The sequence below is a fragment of the Aeromicrobium panaciterrae genome (genome assembly GCF_039537165.1).
Taxonomy (GTDB): Bacteria; Actinomycetota; Actinomycetes; order Propionibacteriales; family Nocardioidaceae; genus Aeromicrobium; species Aeromicrobium panaciterrae.
The window spans coordinates 484,623-506,389 of record NZ_BAAAZZ010000002.1 but is presented as its reverse complement, the minus strand read 5'-3'; the positions used below and the strand labels follow the sequence as shown (position 1 = coordinate 506,389).

General features: G+C 66.8%; 27 protein-coding genes. 16 read left to right on the top strand and 11 right to left on the bottom strand.

Going from position 1 to position 21,767, the window contains the following annotated elements:
• Nucleotides 1–74 precede the first annotated feature (74 nt).
• The gene (locus tag ABD683_RS02955; protein WP_344767152.1) at nucleotides 75–1,454 is read left to right on the top strand and encodes a WS/DGAT/MGAT family O-acyltransferase; all 1,380 of its coding nucleotides are present in this window, start codon (nucleotides 75–77) and stop codon (nucleotides 1,452–1,454) included.
• A gap of 148 nt (nucleotides 1,455–1,602) precedes the next feature.
• Here the strand turns inward: ABD683_RS02955 and ABD683_RS02950 are convergent, their stop codons facing one another.
• Nucleotides 1,603–2,082, bottom strand: coding sequence for a nuclear transport factor 2 family protein (locus ABD683_RS02950; RefSeq protein WP_344767150.1), 480 nt, complete (start codon nucleotides 2,080–2,082; stop codon nucleotides 1,603–1,605).
• A gap of 107 nt (nucleotides 2,083–2,189) precedes the next feature.
• Here ABD683_RS02950 and ABD683_RS02945 point away from each other — a divergent pair, with 107 nt between their 5' ends.
• The 10 genes from ABD683_RS02945 to ABD683_RS02900 all read left to right on the top strand — a co-directional run bounded on the left by ABD683_RS02945 (nucleotide 2,190) and on the right by ABD683_RS02900 (nucleotide 9,776).
• A complete protein-coding gene (locus tag ABD683_RS02945) occupies nucleotides 2,190–3,062 on the top strand; it encodes a DMT family transporter (RefSeq protein WP_344767148.1) in 873 nt (290 codons plus the stop codon).
• 97 nt (nucleotides 3,063–3,159) lie between these two features.
• A complete protein-coding gene (locus tag ABD683_RS02940) occupies nucleotides 3,160–4,353 on the top strand; it encodes an acyl-CoA dehydrogenase family protein (RefSeq protein WP_344767147.1) in 1,194 nt (397 codons plus the stop codon).
• A 21-nt stretch (nucleotides 4,354–4,374) separates the two neighbouring features.
• Nucleotides 4,375–4,851, top strand: a complete 477-nt coding sequence (locus tag ABD683_RS02935; RefSeq protein WP_344767145.1) for a YflT domain-containing protein — start codon at nucleotides 4,375–4,377, stop codon at nucleotides 4,849–4,851.
• A 4-nt stretch (nucleotides 4,852–4,855) separates the two neighbouring features.
• Nucleotides 4,856–5,908, top strand: a complete 1,053-nt coding sequence (locus ABD683_RS02930; RefSeq protein WP_344767143.1) for a MaoC family dehydratase — start codon at nucleotides 4,856–4,858, stop codon at nucleotides 5,906–5,908.
• Nucleotides 5,895–6,482: a histidine phosphatase family protein gene (locus ABD683_RS02925; protein WP_344767141.1), complete on the top strand. Its 588-nt coding sequence runs from the start codon at nucleotides 5,895–5,897 to the stop codon at nucleotides 6,480–6,482. Before ABD683_RS02930 ends, ABD683_RS02925 begins: the two co-directional genes overlap by 14 nt.
• A 47-nt stretch (nucleotides 6,483–6,529) precedes the next feature.
• Nucleotides 6,530–7,222, top strand: coding sequence for a hypothetical protein (locus ABD683_RS02920; protein WP_344767139.1), 693 nt, complete (start codon nucleotides 6,530–6,532; stop codon nucleotides 7,220–7,222).
• 33 nt (nucleotides 7,223–7,255) lie between these two features.
• Nucleotides 7,256–8,080 (top strand): PHP domain-containing protein, encoded by an 825-nt coding sequence (locus tag ABD683_RS02915; protein ID WP_344767137.1) that lies wholly within the window; start codon nucleotides 7,256–7,258, stop codon nucleotides 8,078–8,080.
• Nucleotides 8,081–8,158: 78 nt separating this feature from the next.
• The gene (locus ABD683_RS02910; protein WP_344767135.1) at nucleotides 8,159–8,665 is read left to right on the top strand and encodes a hypothetical protein; all 507 of its coding nucleotides are present in this window, start codon (nucleotides 8,159–8,161) and stop codon (nucleotides 8,663–8,665) included.
• Entirely contained in the window at nucleotides 8,662–9,141 is a 480-nt protein-coding gene (locus ABD683_RS02905) for a hypothetical protein (RefSeq protein WP_344767133.1), read from the top strand. Before ABD683_RS02910 ends, ABD683_RS02905 begins: the two co-directional genes overlap by 4 nt.
• The gene (locus tag ABD683_RS02900; RefSeq protein ID WP_344767131.1) at nucleotides 9,138–9,776 is read left to right on the top strand and encodes a TetR/AcrR family transcriptional regulator; all 639 of its coding nucleotides are present in this window, start codon (nucleotides 9,138–9,140) and stop codon (nucleotides 9,774–9,776) included. Before ABD683_RS02905 ends, ABD683_RS02900 begins: the two co-directional genes overlap by 4 nt.
• An 8-nt stretch (nucleotides 9,777–9,784) precedes the next feature.
• On the opposite strand, the gene ABD683_RS02895 is transcribed toward ABD683_RS02900, so the two are convergent.
• Genes ABD683_RS02895 through ABD683_RS02880 form a run of 4 tightly spaced genes read right to left on the bottom strand, consistent with a single transcriptional unit; the run spans nucleotide 9,785 to nucleotide 12,718 of the window.
• Nucleotides 9,785–10,492 (bottom strand): FAD-binding oxidoreductase, encoded by a 708-nt coding sequence (locus ABD683_RS02895; RefSeq protein WP_344767129.1) that lies wholly within the window; start codon nucleotides 10,490–10,492, stop codon nucleotides 9,785–9,787.
• Nucleotides 10,489–11,100: a sulfite oxidase-like oxidoreductase gene (locus ABD683_RS02890; protein WP_344767128.1), complete on the bottom strand. Its 612-nt coding sequence runs from the start codon at nucleotides 11,098–11,100 to the stop codon at nucleotides 10,489–10,491. The genes ABD683_RS02895 and ABD683_RS02890 overlap by 4 nt, the downstream gene beginning before the upstream one ends.
• On the bottom strand, nucleotides 11,100–11,960 hold the full coding sequence (locus ABD683_RS02885) for an alpha/beta fold hydrolase (protein ID WP_344767126.1): 861 nt from the start codon (nucleotides 11,958–11,960) through the stop codon (nucleotides 11,100–11,102). Before ABD683_RS02885 ends, ABD683_RS02890 begins: the two co-directional genes overlap by 1 nt.
• On the bottom strand, nucleotides 11,960–12,718 hold the full coding sequence (locus ABD683_RS02880) for an SDR family NAD(P)-dependent oxidoreductase (protein WP_344767125.1): 759 nt from the start codon (nucleotides 12,716–12,718) through the stop codon (nucleotides 11,960–11,962). The genes ABD683_RS02885 and ABD683_RS02880 overlap by 1 nt, the downstream gene beginning before the upstream one ends.
• Before the next feature lie 61 nt (nucleotides 12,719–12,779).
• Here ABD683_RS02880 and ABD683_RS02875 point away from each other — a divergent pair, with 61 nt between their 5' ends.
• A complete protein-coding gene (locus ABD683_RS02875) occupies nucleotides 12,780–13,550 on the top strand; it encodes a ParA family protein (protein WP_344771561.1) in 771 nt (256 codons plus the stop codon).
• 18 nt (nucleotides 13,551–13,568) lie between these two features.
• On the opposite strand, the gene ABD683_RS02870 is transcribed toward ABD683_RS02875, so the two are convergent.
• A complete protein-coding gene (locus tag ABD683_RS02870) occupies nucleotides 13,569–15,014 on the bottom strand; it encodes an MFS transporter (protein WP_344767123.1) in 1,446 nt (481 codons plus the stop codon).
• Between the two features lie 110 nt (nucleotides 15,015–15,124).
• Nucleotides 15,125–15,787, bottom strand: a complete 663-nt coding sequence (locus ABD683_RS02865) for a PadR family transcriptional regulator (protein WP_344767121.1) — start codon at nucleotides 15,785–15,787, stop codon at nucleotides 15,125–15,127.
• 92 nt (nucleotides 15,788–15,879) lie between these two features.
• Here ABD683_RS02865 and ABD683_RS02860 point away from each other — a divergent pair, with 92 nt between their 5' ends.
• Nucleotides 15,880–16,548 carry a L,D-transpeptidase gene (locus ABD683_RS02860; protein ID WP_344767120.1) on the top strand — a complete coding sequence of 223 codons (669 nt, stop codon included), beginning with the start codon at nucleotides 15,880–15,882 and terminating at the stop codon, nucleotides 16,546–16,548.
• 186 nt (nucleotides 16,549–16,734) lie between these two features.
• On the opposite strand, the gene ABD683_RS02855 is transcribed toward ABD683_RS02860, so the two are convergent.
• Nucleotides 16,735–18,126 carry a DEAD/DEAH box helicase gene (locus ABD683_RS02855; RefSeq protein WP_344767119.1) on the bottom strand — a complete coding sequence of 464 codons (1,392 nt, stop codon included), beginning with the start codon at nucleotides 18,124–18,126 and terminating at the stop codon, nucleotides 16,735–16,737.
• A 138-nt stretch (nucleotides 18,127–18,264) separates the two neighbouring features.
• Between ABD683_RS02855 and ABD683_RS02850 the strand changes: the two genes are divergently transcribed.
• Nucleotides 18,265–18,963, top strand: a complete 699-nt coding sequence (locus ABD683_RS02850) for a ferritin-like fold-containing protein (RefSeq protein WP_344767118.1) — start codon at nucleotides 18,265–18,267, stop codon at nucleotides 18,961–18,963.
• Here ABD683_RS02850 and ABD683_RS02845 read toward each other — a convergent pair.
• The 3 genes from ABD683_RS02845 to ABD683_RS02835 are packed head-to-tail and all read right to left on the bottom strand — an operon-like array spanning nucleotide 18,867 to nucleotide 20,143.
• On the bottom strand, nucleotides 18,867–19,250 hold the full coding sequence (locus ABD683_RS02845) for a GrpB family protein (RefSeq protein WP_344767116.1): 384 nt from the start codon (nucleotides 19,248–19,250) through the stop codon (nucleotides 18,867–18,869). The two genes, ABD683_RS02850 and ABD683_RS02845, sit on opposite strands and share 97 nt — an antisense overlap.
• 3 nt (nucleotides 19,251–19,253) lie before the next feature.
• Nucleotides 19,254–19,502, bottom strand: a complete 249-nt coding sequence (locus ABD683_RS02840; RefSeq protein WP_344767114.1) for a DUF3107 domain-containing protein — start codon at nucleotides 19,500–19,502, stop codon at nucleotides 19,254–19,256.
• Nucleotides 19,499–20,143 (bottom strand): TetR/AcrR family transcriptional regulator, encoded by a 645-nt coding sequence (locus tag ABD683_RS02835; protein ID WP_344767113.1) that lies wholly within the window; start codon nucleotides 20,141–20,143, stop codon nucleotides 19,499–19,501. The genes ABD683_RS02840 and ABD683_RS02835 overlap by 4 nt, the downstream gene beginning before the upstream one ends.
• 128 nt (nucleotides 20,144–20,271) lie before the next feature.
• On the opposite strand from ABD683_RS02835, the gene moeZ reads away from it, so the two are divergent.
• Together moeZ and ABD683_RS02825 are read left to right on the top strand one after the other, a co-directional pair.
• Entirely contained in the window at nucleotides 20,272–21,444 is a 1,173-nt protein-coding gene (gene moeZ / locus ABD683_RS02830; RefSeq protein ID WP_344767111.1) for an adenylyltransferase/sulfurtransferase MoeZ, read from the top strand.
• 4 nt (nucleotides 21,445–21,448) lie between these two features.
• On the top strand, nucleotides 21,449–21,748 hold the full coding sequence (locus ABD683_RS02825; RefSeq protein WP_344767110.1) for an MGMT family protein: 300 nt from the start codon (nucleotides 21,449–21,451) through the stop codon (nucleotides 21,746–21,748).
• Nucleotides 21,749–21,767: the final 19 nt, after the last annotated feature.

Below are 21,767 nucleotides of genomic sequence, written 5' to 3'. Positions count from 1 at the left end.
ACGCCGTGTGACTTGCGCCACTCGCGATCGTTAGCGTACTGCGAGTATCCACACTTTCGCGGGAGGATCAACAAATGTCGTTCATGCCGCCGACGGACTCCATGTTCTTGCTGGCCGAGTCACGCGAGCACCCCATGCACGTGGGCGGCCTTCAGCTGTTCGTGCCTCCGGACGGAGCGGGTCCGGATTTCGCGCGGGACATGCTCGACTCGTTCCGCAGCACCGACAACGTGTCGGCGCTGTTCCGCAAGCGGCCGGCCGAACCGGTCGGCTCGCTGGGCAACACCTGGTGGTCGACCGACGAGACGATCGACTTCGACTACCACGTACGCCACTCGGCGGTGCCCCAGCCGGGACGCATCCGTGAGCTGTTGCAGCTGACGTCTCGCTGGCACGGCGCCCTGCTCGATCGGCACCGGCCGCTGTGGGAGGCGCACCTCGTCGAGGGCCTCGCCGATGGTCGCATCGCGGTCTACAGCAAGATCCACCACTCGATGGTCGACGGCGTCTCCGCGCTCAAGCTGATGCAGCGCTCGCTGAGCGCCGACCCGAAGGCCACCGACTGCATCCCGCCGTGGTCGCTGCCACCACGTACGCGCGTCGAGTCCACCGCAGGAGGGTTCGACCCGCTGGGCGTCCTGCGGGCGGCGGGGGGCGTCGCCGGCGAGATCGCCGGGCTCGTGCCGACGGGTGTCAAGATCGCCAACCAGATCTTCCGGGACGGCGACATCACGCTGCCGCGCGCACCCAAGACGATGCTCAACGGGCCCGTCGGCGGTGCGCGTCGCTTCGCCGCACAGTCGTGGGCGATCGATCGCATCCAGGGTGTCGCGAAGCAGTCCGGCACGACGCTCAACGATGTCGTGCTCGCCATGGTGTCGGGTGCGCTCCGCGAGTACCTCCTGGAGCAGAACGCCCTGCCGGACGAGCCGATGACGGCGATGGTGCCGGTGTCGCTCGCGCTGCGCGCCGAGTCGGCCGGTAGGGAGAGCGGTGACGGCAACGCGGTCGGCGCGATCATCGTCAACCTTGCGACGGATCGCCAGCACGGGCCGACCCGGCTCGAGGAGATCGCCTCATCGTCGCGTCAGGCCAAGAAGATCATGGGCGACCTCACGCCGCTGCAGATCCTCGCGCTGTCGGCGGCGCAGGTGCTGCCACTGGCCCTGACGCCGATCCCGGGATTCGTGAAGTACACCCATCCGCCGTTCAACGTCATCGTGTCGAACGTGCCGGGTCCGACCGAGGAGATGTACTTCAACGGCGCCCGCCTCGACGGGATGTATCCCGTGTCGATCGTGCTCGACGGTCAGGCGCTCAACATCACGCTGACGAGCCGCAAGGGCTTCCTCGACTTCGGCCTGATCGGCTGCCGCAAGTCAGTCCCGCACCTGCAACGGCTGCTGACGCACCTCGAGACCTCGCTCGCTGAGCTCGAACAAGCCTGGGGCTGAAGCGTTCCCGGGTTGGGCGGTGAGTTAGCGTCCACGCAGCGCGGAGATCAGACACTGGCGGTTTGTGAGCGTCCACGCGTACCCGTCATCTGGACGCTAGATCACCGCTCATTTCAGGCGACTGGACGCTAAATCACCGCTCCCGGAGCTACTCCGTCGGTGCCGTGGCCCAGCGGTTGGCGATGAGGTTGTGGCTCGGAGTGTCGTCGAGCGACTCCATCGCCTCGTAGATGCGCTCGTACGAGGTCTCGGCGATGCGCCAGACGCCGTCCTCGCGGCGATACTGGTCGCGGTAGTAACCCGCCCCACGGATCATCGCCTTGAAATCGGGCACGATGACGGTGTCCTCGAAGCCCCACGACGCGGTCGCCGCATCGCCGACGACGTCGATCTCCGGATGACTGGCGACGTGCATCGTGATGATGTCGTTGCCGAGCTTTTCGCTCATGAACCCCACGATCGCGTCCCGGCCCTTGAGCGGCTCCAGCTCGCCGTACACCTTGGTGCCGTAGCGGCCGATCGCGTCGGCGGTGAACGTGTCGCCGAACTCGTCCCACTGCTTGAGGTCGAGCGAGCGGAAGTAGCGGTACTTGAGCCGGCGGATGCTTTCGAGCGCTTCGAGGTCCATGCCGGAAGCATCGCAGCGAGCAGGCCGCAAAACAAGAACTTGTTCTAGATTCGATCGGCCGTCGGCGGGTTCCGGGCAGCGGTCGGGCGTACCGGCAGACTGTCGGGGTGAACGTGTTCCTGGCCATCGTCGCGATCCTTGGCGTGTCCGCCTCGGGTCCGCTGATGGCGGGAGCCTCGGCCCCGGCGCTGGCGATCGGCTTCTGGCGCAATGCCCTGGGGACGCTGGCAGTTGCACCGTTCGCCGCCCGTACCGTGCGCGGCGAGCTCAAGCTCCTCGGTCGTCGGGGCTGGCGAGACGTCGCGCTGGCCGGGCTGATGCTGGCACTGCACTTCGCCACGTGGGTCACGGCGCTCAAGATGACCTCGGTCGCCGCGGCCACCGCGATGGTCAGCATGCAGGTCGTGTTCGTCGTCGTCATCGACAGGCTGCGCGGTGTCGTCACGCCGCCGGCAGTGGTCGGTGGCATCTCGATCTCGATCGTCGGCGTGCTCGTCATCACCGGCGTCGACTTCTCGTTGTCGGCTCGAGCACTGTCGGGTGACCTGCTGGCCCTGCTCGGCGGACTCACGGCGGCGGTCTACCTGATGGCCGGCAGTCGAGTACGTGAGATCGTCAGCACGACGTCGTACACCGTGGCCTGCTACGGCATCAGCGCCGCACTGCTGGCGCTCGGCTGTCTCGTCGCGCAGGTCGAGATGGTCGACTTCTCCCACAACACCTGGCTGGCCATCGTGGGCGTGACGATCTGTGCGCAGCTGCTCGGGCACTCGGTGCTCAACCACCTGCTGGCCGTGATGAGCCCGGCGCTGATCTCGCTGCTCCTGCTCCTCGAGGTCCCGGGAGCGGCGATCCTCGCGGGGATCTTCCTGGACCAGACTCCGCCGATCGGCGTGTACGTCGGCCTTGCGCTCATCCTCTCCGGCCTCGTGGTCGTGGTCCTGCGCCGGCCGGCGCCCTCGGTCGTGCTGGCTGAGTAGGTGGGTGGCCAAGGTCACGGATCTCAGGGGAGGCCTAAATAGTTACTTCTCGGTAGAGTCAGCAGGTCACCGTTAAGCAAGCGCTTAGGAGCCCAGCATGGGTCGTCTCGCCCGTACCGAAGGTCTGACCGAAATCCAGGAAGAGATCCTGAAGACGGTACGCAAGTTCGTCGACGAGAAGATCATTCCCGTTGCGACAGATCTCGAGCACAAGGACGAATACCCGACCGAGATCATCGAGGGACTCAAGGAGCTCGGCATCTTCGGGCTCACGATCCCCGAGGAGTTCGGCGGTCTCGGCGAGTCGGTGCTGACGTACGCCCTGGTCGTCGAGGAGATCGCGCGCGGCTGGATGAGCGTGTCCGGCGTCATCAACACGCACTTCATGGTGGCCTACCTGCTGATGAATCACGGCACCGAGGAGCAGAAGCAGAAGTACCTCCCGGGAATGGCGACCGGCGAAGTCCGCGGCGCGTTCTCGATGTCCGAACCCGGTCTCGGGTCCGACGTTGCCGCGACCAAGACCAAGGCGGTCAAGGGCGACGACGGCAACTACACGATCGACGGCCAGAAGATGTGGCTGACCAACGGTGGCACCTCGACCCTGGTGGCGCTGCTGGTCAAGACCGACGAAGGTGCCGAATCGGTCTACAAGAACATGACGACGTTCCTCGTCGAGAAGACGCCGGGCTTCGGTGAGACCGCCCAGGGCGTCACGATCCCCGGCAAGCTCGACAAGATGGGTTACAAGGGCGTCGAGACGACCGAGATGATCCTCGAGAAGCACAAGATCTCGGCTGAGCAGATCTTGGGAGGGGTGCCGGGCAAGGGCTTCTTCCAGATGATGGACGGCATCGAGGTCGGTCGAGTCAACGTGGCGGCCCGCGCGTGCGGCCTGGCCTTGCGCGGATTCGAGCTGGGCGTTGCCTATGCCCAGCAGCGCGAGACGTTCGGCAAGAAGATCGCCGAGCACCAGGCGATCCTGTTCCGCCTGGCCGACATGGGGACCAAGGTCGAGGTCTCTCACACCATGATGGTGCGAGCTGCCCGGATGAAGGACACCGGCGAGCGGGTGGACGTCGAGGCCGGCATGGCCAAGATGGTCGCCGCTGAATACGCCAACGAAGTCGTCGAGGACTCCTTCAGGATCCACGGAGGCTATGGCTACTCCAAGGAGTATGAGATCGAGCGGCTCATGCGCGAGGTCAAGTTCATGCTCATCGGCGAAGGCACGTCCGACATCCAGAAGATGATCATCGGCCGCAGCCTCCTCAAGGACTACAAGCTCTGACCGCAGCGATAGGTTGGGATCATGCCCGAAATCTTTGCACTCGAGTACCCCCAGTCCCTTGGCGTCTTTGACAAGTACGCCGACGCCCAGCAGGCCGTCGACTACCTGTCGGACAACGAGTTCCCGGTCCAGAACTGCCTGATCGTCGGCACCGAGCTGCGCCAGGTCGAGCGCGTCACCGGCCGTCTGACCTGGAGCCGTGTGCTGCTTGGCGGTGCGGTGTCCGGCGCGTGGCTCGGCCTGCTGATCGGGCTGTTGCTGAGCATCTTCACCGACAAGAGCTCGTTCTTCTCGATCGTCGGTGTCGGCCTGCTGTTCGGTGTCGTCTTCGGCATCATCTCCGCGGCGATGGGCTACGCCGCGACGCGCGGACAGCGCGACTTCAGCTCGGTGCAGAAGGTCGTGGCGACCAAGTACGAGGTCCTCGTCGAGCACAAGCACCTCGCCGCAGGCCAGGAGCTCCTCGCCAAGATGCCCGGCAAGAAGGTCGACCTCTAGTCCCATGCCGAAGACGACTGCGCTGTCCAAGACCAATGGTGGCAATTTCTTTGAGGACTTCACGGTCGGTCAGGTGCTGCATCACGCGACGCCGCGCACCGTGACCGAGGGTGATCGTGCGTTGTACGGCGCGGTCTATCCGACCCGGTTCGCCGTGCCGTCCTCGGCGGCGTTCGCCGCGTCGGTCGGGCTGAGCCCGGCTCCGGTCGAGGACCTCATCGCGTTCCACATCGCGTTCGGCAAGACCGTCCCCGACATCTCGCTCAACGCGGTCGCCAACCTCGGCTATGCCGAGTGCCGGTTCCACCGTCCCGTGGTGCCGGGCGACACGATCTCGACGCAGTCGGAGGTCATCGGCCTCAAGCAGAACTCCAACGGCAAGAGCGGTGTCGTCTACGTACGGTCGACGGCCACCAACCAGCGCGACGAGGTCGTCCTCGACTGGGCGCGCTGGGTCATGGTCCACAAGCGTGACCACGAAGCACCTGCACCCGAGACGGTCATCCCCGAGCTCGCCGACGCCGTGGCGGCAGGAGACCTGATCATCCCCGCGGGCCTCGACTTCACCTCGTACGACGACGTGGCGGCGGGTGAACCGCACCGCTTCGATGACTACGCGGTCGGCGAGAAGATCGACCACGTCGACGGCGTGACGATCACCGATCCCGAGCACATGCTGGCGACACGGCTGTGGCAAAACACCGCCAAGGTGCACTTCAACACCGAGGCCCGCCCCGACGGTACCCGGCTGGTCTACGGCGGTCACGTCATCTCGCTGGCTCGGGCACTGTCGTTCAACGGTCTCGCCAACGCCCAGCTGATCGCCGCGATCAACGCGGGCGCCCACACGTCTCCTGCGTTCGCCGGCGACACGATCTACGCGTGGTCCGAGGTGCTCGACAAGGCCGAGACCGGCGCCCCAGGTGTCGGAGCGCTGCGCCTGCGCCTGGTCGCGACCAAGGGGCGCGACGAGTCGATGACCCTGCGCGGTGACGACGGCACGTACGCACCCGGCGTGCTGCTCGACCTGGACTACTGGGCCCTTGTCCCGCGGTGACGCCGAGGTCGAGGACCAGCTGTGGCTCGTGCGCCACGGCGAGACCGAGTGGAGCGCCAACGGCAAGCACACGTCGACGACTGACCTGCCGCTGACCGCCGGTGGTGAGGCTGCCGCGCTCAAGCTGGTCGACGCGCTGAGCGGCATTGACTTCGAGCAGGTGCTGACGAGTCCGCGCCAGCGCGCCGTACGTACCGCGGAGCTTGCAGGGTTTCACGGCGCCGAGGTCGACGACGATCTCGTCGAGTGGGCCTACGGCGACTACGAGGGCCTGACCACGGTCGAGATCCGCGAGAAGGTGCCGGACTGGACCGTTTGGACCCACCCGAGCCCGGGCGGCGAGACCGGTGAACAGGTGTCGGAGCGGCTGGATCGCGTGATCGCCAGGGCGCGGGCCGTCGAGGGCAAGACGCTGGTGTTTGCCCACGGCCACTCGTTGCGGGCACTCGCGGTGCGATGGCTCGGGCTCGACGTCGCCGAGGGTCAGCGCTTCGTGCTCGACACCTCGACGGTCTCGGTGCTCGGGGTCGACCGCGGAACCCAGGTCGTCCGCAGCTGGAACGTCACGCCTTAGGGTGAAGCCACGGCATCACTGCCACTCATGTTCGGGGGAACAGCACCATGGTCAAGAAGCTTGCGGTCGTCATTGCTGCGCTCGTGCTGGTCACGGGTTGCGGCGGTTCTGCGGAGCCGGAGGCGAAGAGCCTACCCAAGCCGAAGATCTACACGGCTGCGCAGCTCGAAGCGGCGATGCCCAAAGCCGCCGACCTACCCAGTGGCAAGGAGCAGACGGGGAAGTGCCCGGGCGATGACACCTGCGTCGAGCCGGACGAGGGCGTCGAGTTCAGTCGGACGTTCTCCCTGAAGCTCCCCTTCAGTGGTGCTGAGGCGGAGAAGGCAGCTGCGGACGGCATCGCCGACTACCTCGCTTTCACTGTCACCCAGAGTGCGACCGCCACGGCCGCGACGACCAAGCTCGCCATGGATCGCAAGGAGCAGTCCCGTTACGACGGGAGGTTTGACGAGAAGGCCGTCAAGACCGGGAAGGGCTTCACGTTCGGGCTGAGGGGAACCGGTGTGATGACGGACGCCACCGTCGCGAAATGGCCAGGTTTCGAGCTCGAACGAGATATGACACTGACCAATCTCAACGGTGGCGACGAGGGGGAGATTCGCGACTACCAGCTGCGCGCTCGTCGGGGAGCTGTCTCGATCTTTGTGCAGGTCGGCTCCGGGCAGGGCGAGCGAACTCTCGAGGAGTGCGAGAAGATCGCCCGGGTGGTCGCCAAGGACTACCTCGCCCGGCTGGGCTGATCAGGGCGGGCTCCGGTCGATAGTCTGAGCGCTGTGACCATCGACCTCCACACGCACTCCAACAAGTCCGATGGCACTGATTCGCCCAAGGAGCTGATCGCGAACGCGGTCGCTGCGGGGCTCACGGTCGTCGCACTCACCGATCACGACTCGACCGAGGGTTGGACAGAGGCCGACAAGGCGGCGAAGCGCGCCGACATCCGGCTGATCAAGGGCATCGAGATCTCCACGAAGCTCAGTGGCAAGAGCATCCACCTGCTCGGCTACGAGTTCGACCCGACCGACAAGCCCCTGCTCACCGAGCTCAACAAGGTGCTGGACGGCCGCAATTCCCGCTTGCCGGCCACGCTCGAACGCCTCCGCGACATCGGCATCGACATCGACGCGAAGGATGTACGCCGTCATTCGTCCAACGCCGCAGCGATGGGTCGCCCGCACGTCGCGGATGCGCTGGTCGAGCTGGGTGTCGTCGCCAACCGCGACGAGGCGTTCGCCAAGTACCTCACTCCCGGCAAGCCCGCGTACGTCGACCGCTACGCCGCCGACCTCGTCACCGCGATCCGGCTGGTCAAGGCTGCGGGTGGCCGGACCGTCCTTGCTCATCCCTGGTCACGAGGGAGCCACCGGGTCCTCACCGCGACGCAGATCGGTGCGCTGAAGGAGGTCGGCCTCGACGGTCTCGAGATCGACCACAACGACCACTCCGCCGACGATCGTGCTGAGCTGGCATACATCGCCAAGAAGCTCGATCTCGTGCGCACCGGCTCCAGCGACTATCACGGCACCGGCAAGATCGACTTCGAGCTCGGCTGCAACACCACGGCTGTCGACCAGTTCAACCGCCTCTTCGGCGGCTAGACCCCTCTCAGATTGAGCAACTGCTCAATCTTGTTGTACTCTCTCAATTGAGCGAACGCTCAATACTGGGGAGGCGCGATGAAGACCTTGTGGCACGCATTCGACGGACTGCCGATCTGGCCGAGGCTGACACTCGCTGGCTTCTTGTGGGGGATGTTGTGCGGTCTCCTCGTCGCGATCGCCGTGATGCTGGCGATGTTCACAGCGGGCGTCTCGGCCGGCGGGCTTGATTGGCAGGGAATTCCCACGCTTCTTGTCGGACTGGTCGTGTGCCTTGGAGTCGGCGGCGGATTCGGAGCCACGCTCGGCGGGATCATCGGGTTGTTCACGGGTCTGCTGGCGGGAACGGTGCTGATTCTCCTCGTGCGGATCGTCTCTCCGGCGGTTGCCGCCTGGGTGACGGTCCTTGGGGTCGTGGCAGTCCAGGCCGGTGCAATGGCGGTGTTGTTCGAGGGGATCTGGAGGCTGACGGTCGTGATGGTCCCGGCCATCGCGATCGCACCTTTGGCCATCACAGCGCTGAGTGCTGCGAATCTGCGGGCCGCTCGCCAAGCCGCTGGGCGCGTGTTCGTGAGCCAGGGATGAATGCCGTGCCGGTCTGGGTGCAGGTGCTCCTCTCCGCGATGCGTTGGGGCGCGGTCTGCGGGATCGGGACAGGGATTCTGGTGGGCACCCTCTATTCGGTTGCCGAGGGTTGGTTTCCGGAGACCTTCGGCGGACTCGTCGGTCTCTTCCTGTTTGTCGCATTCTTTGGGACGTTGTTCGGCGCCATGCATGGATTCATGCTGGGAATGGTGATCGGCCTGTTCGCTGGATTGACGTTTCAGCTCCTGCTGCGTCGAACTGATCCGGTGCGCGCCGTGGTCGTGACGGTTGCCGTGGTGGTCGGGGTCCCGATCGTCGGGATCACCGTCATGGCGGTATTCGAGCCTTGGTCGACGATGTACTTCGTCATACCGGCGATTGCGGCGGTGCTGTTGCTCCGCACCCTGCACCGGGTGGCGAGCGAATGGGCGAGCCCGGAGATCCACCAGCATCGCCGCGATACGTTTGCGGCGTGACCGAGGACGCGCGTACGACCGAGACTCGGCGGCGTCTGATCGACGCGACGATCGAGACGATCCGTACGCGCGGGATCGCCGCCGTCTCGGCCCGCACGATCGCGGCGACGGGCAAGGTCAACCAGGCGCTGATCTTCTATCACTTTGGCAGCGTGCAGGCGTTGCTCGGCGAGGCATCGCTGGTCACGACCGCCGAGCGCGTGGCGACGTACGACGCCGAGTTCGATGCCGTGAACAGCTTCGCTGGGCTCATCGAGGTCGCGACAAAGCTGCATGCCGAAGAACATGCGGCAGGCAACGTCAACGTGCTGGCCCAGGTGCTGGCAGGTTCGCCGGCCAATCCGGAGCTGGCCCAGGCCACGGGGCAAGCCCTGCAGATGTGGACCGACCGGGTCGAGCAGGTGCTGCAGCGGTTGCTCAAGGACTCGCCGATCGGGGAGGCGCTCGACGCCAAGACACTGGCGAAGCTCGTGTCGGCAACGTTCATCGGCCTCGAGCTGGTCGGGACGACCAACCCCGACAGCCCCGACACCGATCTCGCCGGGCTGGAGCGGCTGGGTGTGCTCGCTGAGCTGATCGACGACCTCGGACCCATCGCCCGCCGCGCCGTACGGGCCAAGCTTCGCAAGGCCTGAGGCACTCCCTAGGCCGATGGCCCGAACTGTTCGACGCGCACCACGTTCTCGGGGATCCCGGCTTCACCGAGGATGCGGCCAACGAAGCTGACGAAGCCGACCGAGCCGCACACGTACGCGCGCTGAGCGCCGAACGCCAGCGCGGCCACCTCGTTCGGATAGATGTGGGCCGCAACGCGATCGTGGTCGTTTTCGCGGGTCAGGGCGATCAGGGCGCCGTACGACTCGAGCTCGTCCGCGTACGGCAGGCGTTCGCGGGTCTGGGCCGACACGATCACCCGAAGGCGGGGGTCGATGCCCAGGCGTTGGGCGTAGCGCATCATCGAGACGAACGGGACGACACCGGACCCGCCGCCGACGCAGATCGACGGTACCTCGTCGTTCCACACGAACCAGCGGCCGATCGGCCCGCGGAGCTCGAACTCGTCGCCAACCTCGGCGATCTCGTGGAGAAATGGCGACACCTCGCCGCGAGGGAGTACCTCGACCATGATCTCGACGAGCGGATCATCGGGATCGGAGGCGATCGAGTAGGAGCGCTGCGCCGTGTAGTCGTCAGGTGCGCGCAGCCGTACGACGTAGTGCTGGCCGGGACGGTGAGGTGTGCGGTCGGCTACCTCGAAGCGGATCTTGACGAACTGGTCGTTGGGTCGCTCGATCTCGCGCACGATGCCGGTCGTCCAGGACCGGCCGACCGGCACGGGCTCCTCCGTCACGCGTCACCCTGGTAGCGCTGCTCGAGCCACGGGTCGCCGCGATCGTGGTAGCCGTTGCGTTCCCAGAACCCCGGTTCGTCGTGGTCGAGGAAGTCGATGCGGGTGATCCACTTGGTCGACTTCCAGAAGTACAGGTGGGGCACCAGCATGCGTACGGGCCCGCCGTGCTCCGTGGCAAGGGGCAAGCCGCCGAACTCCCAGACGATCCACGCCTTGCCGTCGACGACGTCGTCGATCGGCATGTTGGTCGTGTAACCCGTGACGGCGGTGGCGACGACATGGGTGGCCTCGGGCCGGGGACGCGCGACCTCGAGCAGTGTGTCGAGGCTGACGCCGGCGAACGTCGTGTCGAACTTCGACCAGGTGGTCACGCAGTGGATGTCACCGTTGTAGGACGAGGGCGGCAACGCACGGAGGTCGTCCCACGACCATGTCGTCGGCGTCTCGACGAGGCCGCCGATCGAGAGCTGCCATGTCGACAGGTCGACCTGCGGTGCCAGCTCGGCCGTCAGCACCGGCCACCCCGCACCCGTGTCGTACTGTCCCGGTGGCAGGCGCTCGTCCGCGCCCTTCCGTCTGCGGCCGGTGAAACCTCGGGTGACGCCCATCAGCCCTGCTGCTCCGCCGTGTGCTGATCGAGGCTGTGCTCGTTCAGGAACGGCAGCCATGCCTCGACGAGCCCGGCGGGGTTCTCTACGCCGGGGGAGTGGGCGCTGTCGGGTATGACGTGGACCGTCGTGCCGAGGCGTTCGGCCATCGAGGCCTGCACGTCGTGACCCCACGCGTCGTCGTCCTGGCCCCGACCGACCCAGAACGGCAGGTCGAGTGCGTGCACCTCGTCGATGATGTCGGGCGCATCGAGCAGCAGCTGGGTGATGGCCCGCAAGGACGGGACGGAGTTGCTGGTGAAGCGCTTCGCCAGGAAGCGGGTGATCTGGGCCGGGCGGCGTACGCCCTGCTCGCGGATCTCGTGGATCTGCAGCAACGGCACCTTGCCGAGCGCCTGCACCAGCATCTGCAGCGGTCGGTGCGGGCTCTCGCCGAGCGCACCGGGGCCGGTACCGAGCAGGCTCAGGCTGCGCCACTGCGAGGTGTGGTCGACGGCCGCCTGCTGGGCCACGAGGCCGCCGAACGAGTGGCCGAGCAGATGGCTCGGCTGCGACGATGCCGCCGCGGCAACCGCTGCCGCGTCGCGGGCGAAGCCGGCCAGGGTGTAGTCGTCCTCCGGCAGGCCGACGGTCTCGTACTGGCCGCGCTGGTCGTACGCCGTGACGTCGAAACCGGCAGCGGCGAGCAGCGGCAGGACCTGGGTGAAGTCCTCCTTGCTGCCGGTCCAGCCGGGAACGAGCAGGACGTGCGCGCGGGGATGCTCGAGCCGTACGACGTGGGCGGCGACGTCGATGCCGTCCGCCTTGATCCGGACCGCCTCGACGCCGTGGGGGATCTCGAGCGTCTTGGGGATGCTCATCAGCGGCCCCTCTTGGCGGCGCGGGTGACGACGCCCTTGGGGAGGTAGCGGGCCAGGATGCTGAGCACCTTGTAGCGAATCGTCGGGATCGACACCGACTTGCCCTTGTCGAGGTCCTTGAGCGAGGTCTTGACGAGCTTGTCGGCATTGAGCCACATCCACCGCGGGATTCCCGAGGTGTCCATGTCGCCGCGCTGGTGGAACTCGGTACGGACGAAGCCCGGGCACAGCGCCATCACCGAGATGTTGACGTCGGCGTAGTGGATGTTGGCCCACTCCGAGAGGTTGAGCAGCCACGCCTTGTGGGCGGAGTAGGCGCCGCGCGGGGTGAACGCGGCGACGCTGGAGACATTGATGATCTGCCCGCCACGGCGTCCCGCCATCACCTTGATCGCGGCGTCCATCAGGTGCATCGGTGCGCGTACGAGGAGGTCGAGCTGCTTGTCCTCGTCGGCGATGTCGGTCGTGCCGAACCAGCCGGCGAGCGACGCCCCGGCGTTGTTGACGAGCAAGTCGACGGGGGAGGTGGTGTCGGTGACGGCGTTGACGGTACGAGCGACTCCGTCCACCGTCGTGAGGTCGGCCGTGATGACGTCGACGTCGACCCGGTGCTTGCTGCGCAGCTGGGCCGCGATGGCCTCGAGGCGCTCGGTGTCGCGGGCCACCAGGATGAGGTCGTAGCCACGCCTGGCGAGCTCGCGGGCGAATGCGTTGCCGATACCCGCAGTAGGACCGGTGATCAACGCGCGTCGTGTCATGGGGCAAGCATGCCAAACGTCCGCGGTGAGCCGCCGTGAGGTCGTGGCCCGCGGTGACACAATGTGGACCGTGACGACGACTATTGCGGTGGCCAACCAGAAAGGCGGTGTCGCCAAGACGACCACGGTCGCCTCGCTGGGCACCGCACTGGGTGAGCTCAAGCAGCGTGTCCTCCTCGTCGACCTCGATCCGCAGGGCAGCCTGACGTTCTCGCTGGGCATCGACCCCGAGGACCTCGACGTGACGGTGGGTGAGGTGTTGCTCGGCACGGCTCTCGCCGAGGACGCCATCGTGATCACCGATGACGGCCTGCACCTGTTGCCGTCCAACCTGCGGCTGAGCCAGGCCGAGGAGCAGCTCGTCGGCCGTACGGGCCGTGAGCAGCGGCTGCGTGTCGCGTTGGCGAAGGTGGCCGATGACTACGACTGGATCCTGCTCGACTGCCCGCCCGCCCTCGGGGTCCTCACGGTCGGCGCGCTGTCAGCGGCCGACTCGGTGCTGATCCCGATCCAGGCCGAGACGCTCGCGCATCGCGGCGTCGGCCAGCTGCTCGACACGATCCATGACGTCAAGCAGTTCATCAACTCCAAGCTCGTCGTGATGGGAGTGCTGCCCACGATGTACGACGGCCGCACGACGCACGCGCAGAACGTCGTACGGGCGATCCGCGACACCTACGAGCTGCCCGTCGTGACGCCGCCGATCCCGCGGACGATCCGGTTTGCCGAGGCGCCGGCATATGGGCGGTCGATCCTCGACACCGCCACGACGCACAAGGGCGCCGAGGCCTACCGCGCGGTCGCTGCCGCGATGCTGGCAGCGCAGAAGTAGGACTCGACGCCCCGGGCGTCAGACCTGACCGGCGAGCTCGGCCTGCTCGCGGGCGTGACGCTGCACCGCCTCGCGCGCCGGAAGGAAGTACGTCGACGCGGTGCACACCAGATAGCCGACCACGGCGCTCCACGCGGCGACCACGAAGCCGTGGCGCAGCGCCTCGGGCGTGAAGGTGTCACCGACAGCGTTGAAGAAGATCACGCCGATGACCGCGATGCCCAGTGCCGCGCCGAGCTGCTGGAACGTGCTGTACGTTCCTGACGCCGCACCGGCATCTGCGCTCGGCACCGTCGAGAGGGCAATGTCGACCAGCGGGACGACGAGCAGTCCGAGCCCAATGCCGGTGAGCAGCATCGGCGGCGTGGCGTCCCAGCCGCCGAGCTCGTTTCCCCTCGCCGACACGACGACCGCGAGCCAGCCGACGCCTGCGGCCTGAAGGAACGCGCCGCTGGCCGGGATCACCTTGCCGAGCTTCATGCCCAACGGCGCCGAGATGCCGACGCCGATGAACGCGCCGAGGCTGAACGGCAGCAGCACGAGCCCTGCGTGGATCGCACTGAACCCGAGGCCGCTCTGAAGGTAGATGACCAGGGCGAGGGCGAACCCGGCCATTGATCCCTGGACCGAGGCCTGCGTGATGAGACCTGCCGAGAATCCACGGTTGCCGAACAGGTGCATGGGAAGCAGGGACGACCGTGTTCGCGCTTCGGTCCTGCGCTGGTTGACCACGAACGCTGCGAGCACGACGACTGCGGCTGCGAACATCGCCCAGATCCAGGCAGGCCAACCCTGGTCGCGCCCTTCGATGAGAGGGAATACGAGGAGGAAGAGCCCGACCGTGGCCAGCACCACGCCGGGCAGGTCAAGGTGAGTGGCTCGCTCGGATCGGGTGTTGGGGACGTACGTGATCGCCAGGACCATCAGCACGATGCCGACCGGGATGTTGATGAGGAAGATGCTGCGCCACCCGATGCCGAACGCGTCGCTGCTGACGAGCCAGCCGCCGAGCACTGGTCCGATGACCGCAGCCGTGCCGGAGACGGCGCCGATGATTCCGAAGACGGCAGCGCGCTCCTTGGGGGGATAGAGAACCTGGACCGTCGAGAGCAGCTGCGGCACCATCAGCGCGGCGAAGGTGCCCTGGACGATGCGTGCGATGACGAGAGCGTCGCCAGTCTGTGACAGGCAGGCCGCCAGTGATGCGGCGGTGAACCCGGCGACCCCGAGCAGGAAGACGCGCTGACGCCCGAAGATGTCGCCGAGGCGTCCCCCGGTGATCAGCAGGACGGCCAGGGCGAGGGTGTAGCCGCTGAGGATCCACTCCAGGTGAGCCGGGCTGGCGTCGAGGTCAGATCGGATGGCCGGCAGGGCAACGTTGACGATCGTCACGTCGAGCAGGTCCATGAAGGCGGCGAGCATCAGGATGCCCGTCGCGATCGAGCGATTGGTCGTGTGTTGCATGGTGACTCCTTGTGAGGGAGCCGCTCGCTACCCTGTGCGTGGAGGCTGGGGCTGCTTGCAGCTCGAGTTTTCGATCCCCGGTCGATGGCAGTCGGCCGGGGATCACTGATTCAGATGTCCCAGTGGAGAAGTCCGCCGAACTCCTCGTGGAGCTTGGCGGTTGCTTCCTCGCCGGCATGGCCGGCCTCTCTGAGCTCGTGGATGCGCCGCCACACCTGCATGCCGCCGAGACGGTCGTGCTCGAGGTCAGTGACGAGCTTGTCGACGAAGGCGATCTCGGCCTGGCGCAGGGCCGAGGCGTACTCGCCCTCGATCAGGAAGAAGGCGGGAAAGTCTTCGGGTATCGACGCGAGCACTCCCTCGTACTGGCTGCTCGAGAGGCGCAATGCCTTGAGGCGCAGGCGCAGCAGCTCGAGTGCTTCCTCGGGCGGGATCGCGCCCATCAGCGACAGCGCCGCCTCGAAGTCGGTGAACTGAGGGGAGGGGTCGCGCAACATCTCGCTGAGCCACTCGTGCATTGCGGTGGCGCCCTCGTCGGTGAGCTCGTAGACCGTGCGCTCGGGGCGATTGCCCTCGCGGGTCGTCTCGCCGACCACGATCAGCCCCTTCTTGCGCAGCGACTCGACGACGGCGTAGAGCGATCCGTAGTTGAGCCGGATGCTCTCCTCCTTGTTGCGCTGGCGCAGCGTCGTCGACATCTCGTACGGGTGCATCGGCTTCTCGAACAGCAGGGTCAGCACAGCGAGCGGCAGCGCGTTCGCAGGTCGCTTCACGGCGGCTCCTTATTCCAGTTCAAGTACTCTGGCTAGAGTAATAGAGCTGAACTCGCTGCGCAAGCCCACGTGGTGCGGATACGATTGGGGCCGTGTCCAAGCACCGCGCCTCGCACCGCGCACCCCGTCGCACGGGGCGTGTTGCTGCTCTGGTGCTGGCACTCGGGCTGACCGCAGCGGCCGGAAGCGCAGCTGCGATGGGTGCGATCCCGCAGCTGAGGTCGCCAGAGCCGGCTTCGGCGTCAGGCGCCTTGGCGCCGGCCGCGATCGAGACGGCGGAGCTGGAGAAGCTCGAGATCCCCAAGCCCCGCGTGACGCCGGCGGCACAGACGGTCGAGGCCGCCCCCGTTGACACTGCGCTGCCGGCAGGCTCTGGCACGGGCTATCGCATCGTGTTCGACCAGAGCGACCAGCGCGTGTGGCTGGTCAAGGCCGACGGCACGGTCGCGCGCACCTATCTCGTGTCGGGCAGCCGGTTCAACAACCTGCAGCCCGGTTCCTACAAGGTGCTGTCGAAGTCGCGCACTGCCGGCGCGTTCGACGGCAGCGGCACGATGGAGTACTTCGTACGCTTCGCCACCGGGTTCAGCGAGCCGATCGGCTTCCACAGCGTGCCCAAGGACAACGCCGGACGCCTGGAGCAGACCCAGGCCCAGCTCGGCACCCGGCTCTCGGCGGGGTGCGTGCGCCAGTGGCTGCCCGACGCGATCGCCCTGTGGGACTTCGCCCCCATCGGCACCCGCGTCGTCGTGACTGCCTGAGGGACGAGCGAGCTCTGCGAGCGAGCGCCCGAGGGAGCTAACGAAGTGTGAGCGTGCCGCGCCGGAGGCGCCATACTGCGAAGCTCCTGGTGAGGTCGCAGGCTCACGCGAGCCTGCGACTTTGCGCCGCCTCGGGCTTCGCCCTCACGTTCGGTCGCAGGCGGCCTCACTGGCGGACGTTGGTGACTAGTCCTGCTTGGCCACCGGAGCGCCGCCGCGTGAACGGTTGCGGGTGCGCTTGCGGGGCGTACGAGGTGCGCCGTCGCCGGCACCCGCCGAAGCGGTCTGCTTCTGCTCTCCGCCTCCACGCTGACCGCCACCGCTGCGCTGGCCGCCGCCACTGCGACCACGGCCTCCACGGTCGGCGTCCTTCTTGGGCTCACGCGGTGACGCGGCCTTCAGACGACCCTTGACGCCGCGGTCGATGCCGAGGTCGTGGAACAGGTGGTCGGACGTCGAATAGGTCTCCTGCGGCTCGTCGAAGGGCAGGCCCAGCGCCGAGTTGATGAGCTTCCAGCGGGTGATGTCGGCCCAGTCGACGAACGTCACGGCAATGCCGGAGGCGCCGGCGCGGCCCGTACGACCGATGCGGTGGACGTACGTCTTGTCGTCCTCGGGGCAGTTGTAGTTGATGACGTGCGTGATGCCGGCGACGTCGATGCCGCGGGCGGCGACGTCGGTGGCGACCAGGATGTCGATCTTGCCCTCGCGGAAGCGGGTCAGCGCCTTCTCGCGGGCCGGCTGCGCCATGTCGCCGTGCAGCGGGGAGGCGGGGAAGCCGCGGTCGATGAGCTCGTCGGCGACGCGCTGCGCCGTGCGCTTGGTGCGGGTGAAGATGATGACACGGCCCACGTCATCGGCCTGCAGGATGCGGCCGACGATCTCGGGCTTGTCCATGTCGTGCGCCTGCCAGACGAACTGCGCCGTGGCGGGCACCATCTGGCTGTCGTCGTCGCCGGACTCGGCGCGGATGTTCATCGGGTGGCGCATGTGCTTGCGGGCCAGTCCGACGATCGCGCCCGGCATGGTGGCCGAGAACAGCATGGTCTGGCGGGTCTCGGGCGTCTTGGCGAGCAACGACTCGACATCGGGAAGGAATCCCAGGTCGAGCATCTCGTCGGCCTCGTCCAGGACCAGCGACTTCACGTGCGACAGGTCGAGCGCGCCGCGGTTGGCGAGGTCGAGGAGGCGTCCCGGCGTACCGACAACGATGTCGACGCCCGACTCGAGCGCGTCCAGCTGGCTCTCGTACGGAACGCCGCCATAGATCGTGAGGTTGCGGGTGCCGCGCAGCTTGGAGGCGACCGCGATGTCGCTGGCGACCTGGATCGCGAGCTCACGCGTGGGAGCGACGATGAGTGCCTGCGGCTTGCCGGCGACCACTTGGTCGTAGTCGGAGTCGTGGGGAGCGACGGTGCGCTGGATGACAGGGATGCCGAACGCCAGCGTCTTGCCGGTGCCGGTGCGCGCCTGGCCGATCAGGTCGGTGCCCATCAGCGCGACGGAGAGGGTCATCTCCTGGATGGGGAAAGCTTCTTCGATGCCGACGTCCTTGAGGGCGTTGGCGATCTCGGGCATGACGCCCAGATCTCTAAACGTAGTGATGGTCTTCTCGAATTCTTCGGATGCATGAGACGGCTCAGACGAGCTCTCAAGGTCAAGTTGCCTGCCATTCTATCGTCAGTTGCGCCGACGCCCGCGCTACGCTGCGGAGTTATGGCTCCTGAGGACTCCACCACGCCCAACGAGATCGACGATCCGGTCTACCGGACCGGGATGATCGAGCTGCTCGGCGTGCTCGCGTACGGCGAGATCACCGCCTGTGAGCGGCTCGCCGAGGACGCCAAGATGGCGCCGAACCTCGAGACCCGGGTCGAGATCATGGCGATGGAGGCCGCGGAGTTCGGCCATTTCGTGCAGCTGCGGGATCGTCTGGTCGAGCTCGGCGAGGACCCGTACGCGATCATGTCGACGTTCACCGACACGTTCGATCGATTCCACACCCAGACCAAGCCGGCAGACTGGCTCGAAGGGCTGGTCAAGGCATACGTCGGCGACGGCCTTGCCGCCGACTTCTACCGCGAGATCGCGGCCTACCTCGACGCCGACACCCGGCAGCTCGTGCTCGACACGTTGAGCGGTACGGGGCATTCCGAGTTCGTGGTCGATGCCGTACGTGGCGCGATCGAGGACGATCCGAAGGTCGGCGGTCGCCTTGCCCTGTGGGGTCGTCGCCTGATGGGTGAGGCGCTCAGCCAGGCCCAGATGGTCGTCGCCGAGCGCGATGCGCTGAGCGCGGTGCTCGTCGGTGGCGTCGATCACCCCGGCATGGACCTTGCCGGCATCGGGCGCATGTTCACCCGGCTCACCGAGGGCCACGCAGCCCGGATGGAGAAGCTCGGACTCGCCGCCTGACCGTGGAGCGGTGAGTGAGCGTCCACCGTGCCCGCGGGGCGGTGACTTGGCGTCCACTGAACCACTGCTGATGGACGCTGACTCACCGCTCGACTCGAGATGTCGATGATCGGCTTGGCGTCGAGACCGGGGATCGACGTTGATCCGACATGCTCGATGACGATGTCGTCGAGCGCGTCACGGATCGCCGCGGCCAGCCGTTCGTACGTCGTGGGCCACGCCCTGTCGTACGGCGCCAGATGGATCTTGCCGTCGACCCGCTGCTGTGGTCGGACGTGCTCGACCAACGCTTACTTCTTGGTGGCGACCGCTGCCAGGCCGAAGCCGACCTTGCGGCCCGCGTCCGAGGTGAAGTCGAGGTAGGCGACTCGTGCTGCGGGCACGGCGACGGTGCGACCCTTGTCGTCGGTCAGCACGAACACCGAGTCGTCAGCGATCGCCTTGGTCAGCAGGTCGAGCACGGCCTGCGGCTCGTTCTCGGTTGCGACGGACAGCTCGCGGGAGGCGTACTGGACGCCGATCTTGACCTCCACGGTCATTCATCTCCTTGGTTCGTGTCTTCTTCGTTGCGGGGGAACCCGCCTATGCCACGCCATGCGAGGCCGGCGACGAGCTGCACCGCCTCGTCGCGGGTGAGGCTCGAGTCTGCTGAAAGCCAGTTGCGTGCGCCCACGTGGCCCATGCCGACCAGGCTGACAGCAAGCAGGTGTGAAGCCGCCTTGGGAAGCCCGGTGTCCTCGGCGATGACCTCGGCGACCGCGGAGGCGGACTCCTCGATCACGCGGTCGACCTGCTCGCGTACGGACGGGTCGCTCGTGAGATCGGACTCGAAGACCAGCCGGAACGCCTCGCCACGATCGGCGACGTAGTCGTACCAGAGCTCCATCGTGGCCTGGACGCGCTTGCGGTTGTCGGTCGTCGATGCGAGAGCGGTCTTGACGCCGTCGATGACGGTGTCGCACGAGGTCTCCAGCAGGGCGAGGTAGAGGTCGAGCTTGCCCGGGAAGTGTTGGTAGAGCACCGGCTTGGAGACGCCGGCGCGCTCGGCGATCTCATCCATGGATGCCGAGTGATAACCCTGCTCGACGAACACCTTGAGGGCGACCTCGAGGAGCTGGGCGCGTCGAGCGGTCCGGGGCAGGCGGCTCGTACGCGGACGCAGCGGGATGACTTCACTCACGTTGTCAGCCTAGTCGACCCCTGTTCGCCCACGATCCGGACGCTGCCCGGCGCGTCAGGCCGTGCGCGGAACAATGGAGGGCGGTGCCGGCGTTATGCCAACACCAAGTCATACCTGAGGAGAACGCCGTGGTCGCCCCACTAGTCGAACCCGCTGACGAGCTGACGATCGACGAGGTACGTCGTTACAGCCGCCACCTGATCATCCCCGACGTCGGCATGACCGGGCAGAAGCGTCTCAAGAACGCCAAGGTGCTGGTGATCGGCGCCGGCGGACTCGGCAGCCCCGCGCTGCTCTACCTCGCCGCCGCGGGAGTCGGCACGCTCGGCATCATCGATGACGACGTGGTCGACGAGTCCAACCTGCAGCGCCAGGTCATCCACGGACAGTCCGACATCGACAAGCCCAAGGTCGACTCGGCCGCGGAATCGGTCGCCGAGATCAACCCGTACGTCACGGTCATCAAGCACCACGTGCGCCTCGACACCGACAACGTGATGGAGATCTTCTCCGGCTACGACCTGATCCTCGACGGCACCGACAACTTCGCGACCCGCTATCTCGTCAACGATGCTGCGGTCCTGCTCGGCAAACCGTACGTGTGGGGCTCGATCTACCGCTTCGAGGGCCAGGTCAGCGTCTTCTGGGCCCAGGAGGGTCCGCAGTACCGCGACCTCTACCCCGAGCCGCCGCCGCCGGGAATGGTCCCGTCGTGCGCCGAAGGTGGGGTGCTCGGCGTGCTGTGCGCGTCGATCGGCTCGATCATGGTCACCGAGGCGATCAAGCTCATCACCGGCATCGGCGATCCGCTGATCGGCCGCCTGATGGTCTATGACGCGCTCGAGATGCGTTACTCGACGCTCAACATCCGCCGCGACCCGACCGGTACGCCGATCACGGCGCTGATGGACGACTACGAGGCGTTCTGCGGCGCGATCAGCGAGGAGGCTGCCGACGCGGCTGCCGACTCGACGATCTCGGTCACCACGCTCGAGGGATGGCTCAAGGAGCGCAACGACGGAGGCCGTGACTTCGTGCTGGTCGACGTACGCGAGCCGGGCGAGTACGAGATCAACAAGATCCCGGGCTCGATCCTGATCCCCAAGGGTGAGTTCCTCAACGGCAAGGCCCTCGAGCAGCTGCCCGGTGACAAGCAGATCGTGCTGCACTGCAAGTCCGGCGTACGTTCTGCCGAGGCGCTCGCGGTGCTCAAGGGTGCGGGCTACAAGGACTCGGTCCACGTCGGCGGCGGCGTCGTCGCCTGGGTCAACCAGATCGATCCGAGCCAGCCCACATACTGAGCAGATGGACGACCACTTCACCGAGCGGGTGCTGCAGCTGGTCGAGCAGATCCCGCCGGGGAAGGTCCTCGCGTACGGCCTGATCGCGGAGATCCTGCAGGAGGGTGGCCCGCGTCAGGTGGGCCGGGTGATGGCGCTCGAGGGTGGTGGTGTGCCGTGGTGGCGAGTCGTACGAGCCGACGGCAGCCTGCCTCCATCTCACGGCGTCGATGCCCAGGTGCACTACGTCGAGGAGGGCACGCCGATGAAAGCCAACGGCTCGGCGGTCGACATGTCTCAGGCCCTGTGGCGGTTCGAGGACTGACTGTCACACCTGCGTGATG

Excerpts from the sequence above, each read along its gene's own strand:
- ABD683_RS02955 (WP_344767152.1), top strand. The coding sequence starts at position 75 with ATGTCGTTCATGCCGCCGACGGACTCCATGTTCTTGCTGGCCGAGTCA.
- ABD683_RS02920 (WP_344767139.1), top strand. The coding sequence starts at position 6,530 with ATGGTCAAGAAGCTTGCGGTCGTCATTGCTGCGCTCGTGCTGGTCACG.
- ABD683_RS02905 (WP_344767133.1), top strand. The coding sequence starts at position 8,662 with ATGAATGCCGTGCCGGTCTGGGTGCAGGTGCTCCTCTCCGCGATGCGT.
- ABD683_RS02890 (WP_344767128.1), bottom strand. The coding sequence starts at position 11,100 with ATGGGCGTCACCCGAGGTTTCACCGGCCGCAGACGGAAGGGCGCGGAC.
- ABD683_RS02950 (WP_344767150.1), bottom strand. The coding sequence starts at position 2,082 with ATGGACCTCGAAGCGCTCGAAAGCATCCGCCGGCTCAAGTACCGCTAC.
- ABD683_RS02855 (WP_344767119.1), bottom strand. The coding sequence starts at position 18,126 with ATGCCCGAGATCGCCAACGCCCTCAAGGACGTCGGCATCGAAGAAGCT.
- ABD683_RS02935 (WP_344767145.1), top strand. The coding sequence starts at position 4,375 with ATGCCCGAAATCTTTGCACTCGAGTACCCCCAGTCCCTTGGCGTCTTT.
- ABD683_RS02875 (WP_344771561.1), top strand. The coding sequence starts at position 12,780 with ATGTGGACCGTGACGACGACTATTGCGGTGGCCAACCAGAAAGGCGGT.
- ABD683_RS02940 (WP_344767147.1), top strand. The coding sequence starts at position 3,160 with ATGGGTCGTCTCGCCCGTACCGAAGGTCTGACCGAAATCCAGGAAGAG.
- ABD683_RS02885 (WP_344767126.1), bottom strand. The coding sequence starts at position 11,960 with ATGAGCATCCCCAAGACGCTCGAGATCCCCCACGGCGTCGAGGCGGTC.
- ABD683_RS02850 (WP_344767118.1), top strand. The coding sequence starts at position 18,265 with ATGGCTCCTGAGGACTCCACCACGCCCAACGAGATCGACGATCCGGTC.
- ABD683_RS02825 (WP_344767110.1), top strand. The coding sequence starts at position 21,449 with ATGGACGACCACTTCACCGAGCGGGTGCTGCAGCTGGTCGAGCAGATC.
- ABD683_RS02910 (WP_344767135.1), top strand. The coding sequence starts at position 8,159 with ATGAAGACCTTGTGGCACGCATTCGACGGACTGCCGATCTGGCCGAGG.
- ABD683_RS02880 (WP_344767125.1), bottom strand. The coding sequence starts at position 12,718 with ATGACACGACGCGCGTTGATCACCGGTCCTACTGCGGGTATCGGCAAC.
- ABD683_RS02930 (WP_344767143.1), top strand. The coding sequence starts at position 4,856 with ATGCCGAAGACGACTGCGCTGTCCAAGACCAATGGTGGCAATTTCTTT.
- ABD683_RS02840 (WP_344767114.1), bottom strand. The coding sequence starts at position 19,502 with ATGACCGTGGAGGTCAAGATCGGCGTCCAGTACGCCTCCCGCGAGCTG.
- ABD683_RS02870 (WP_344767123.1), bottom strand. The coding sequence starts at position 15,014 with ATGCAACACACGACCAATCGCTCGATCGCGACGGGCATCCTGATGCTC.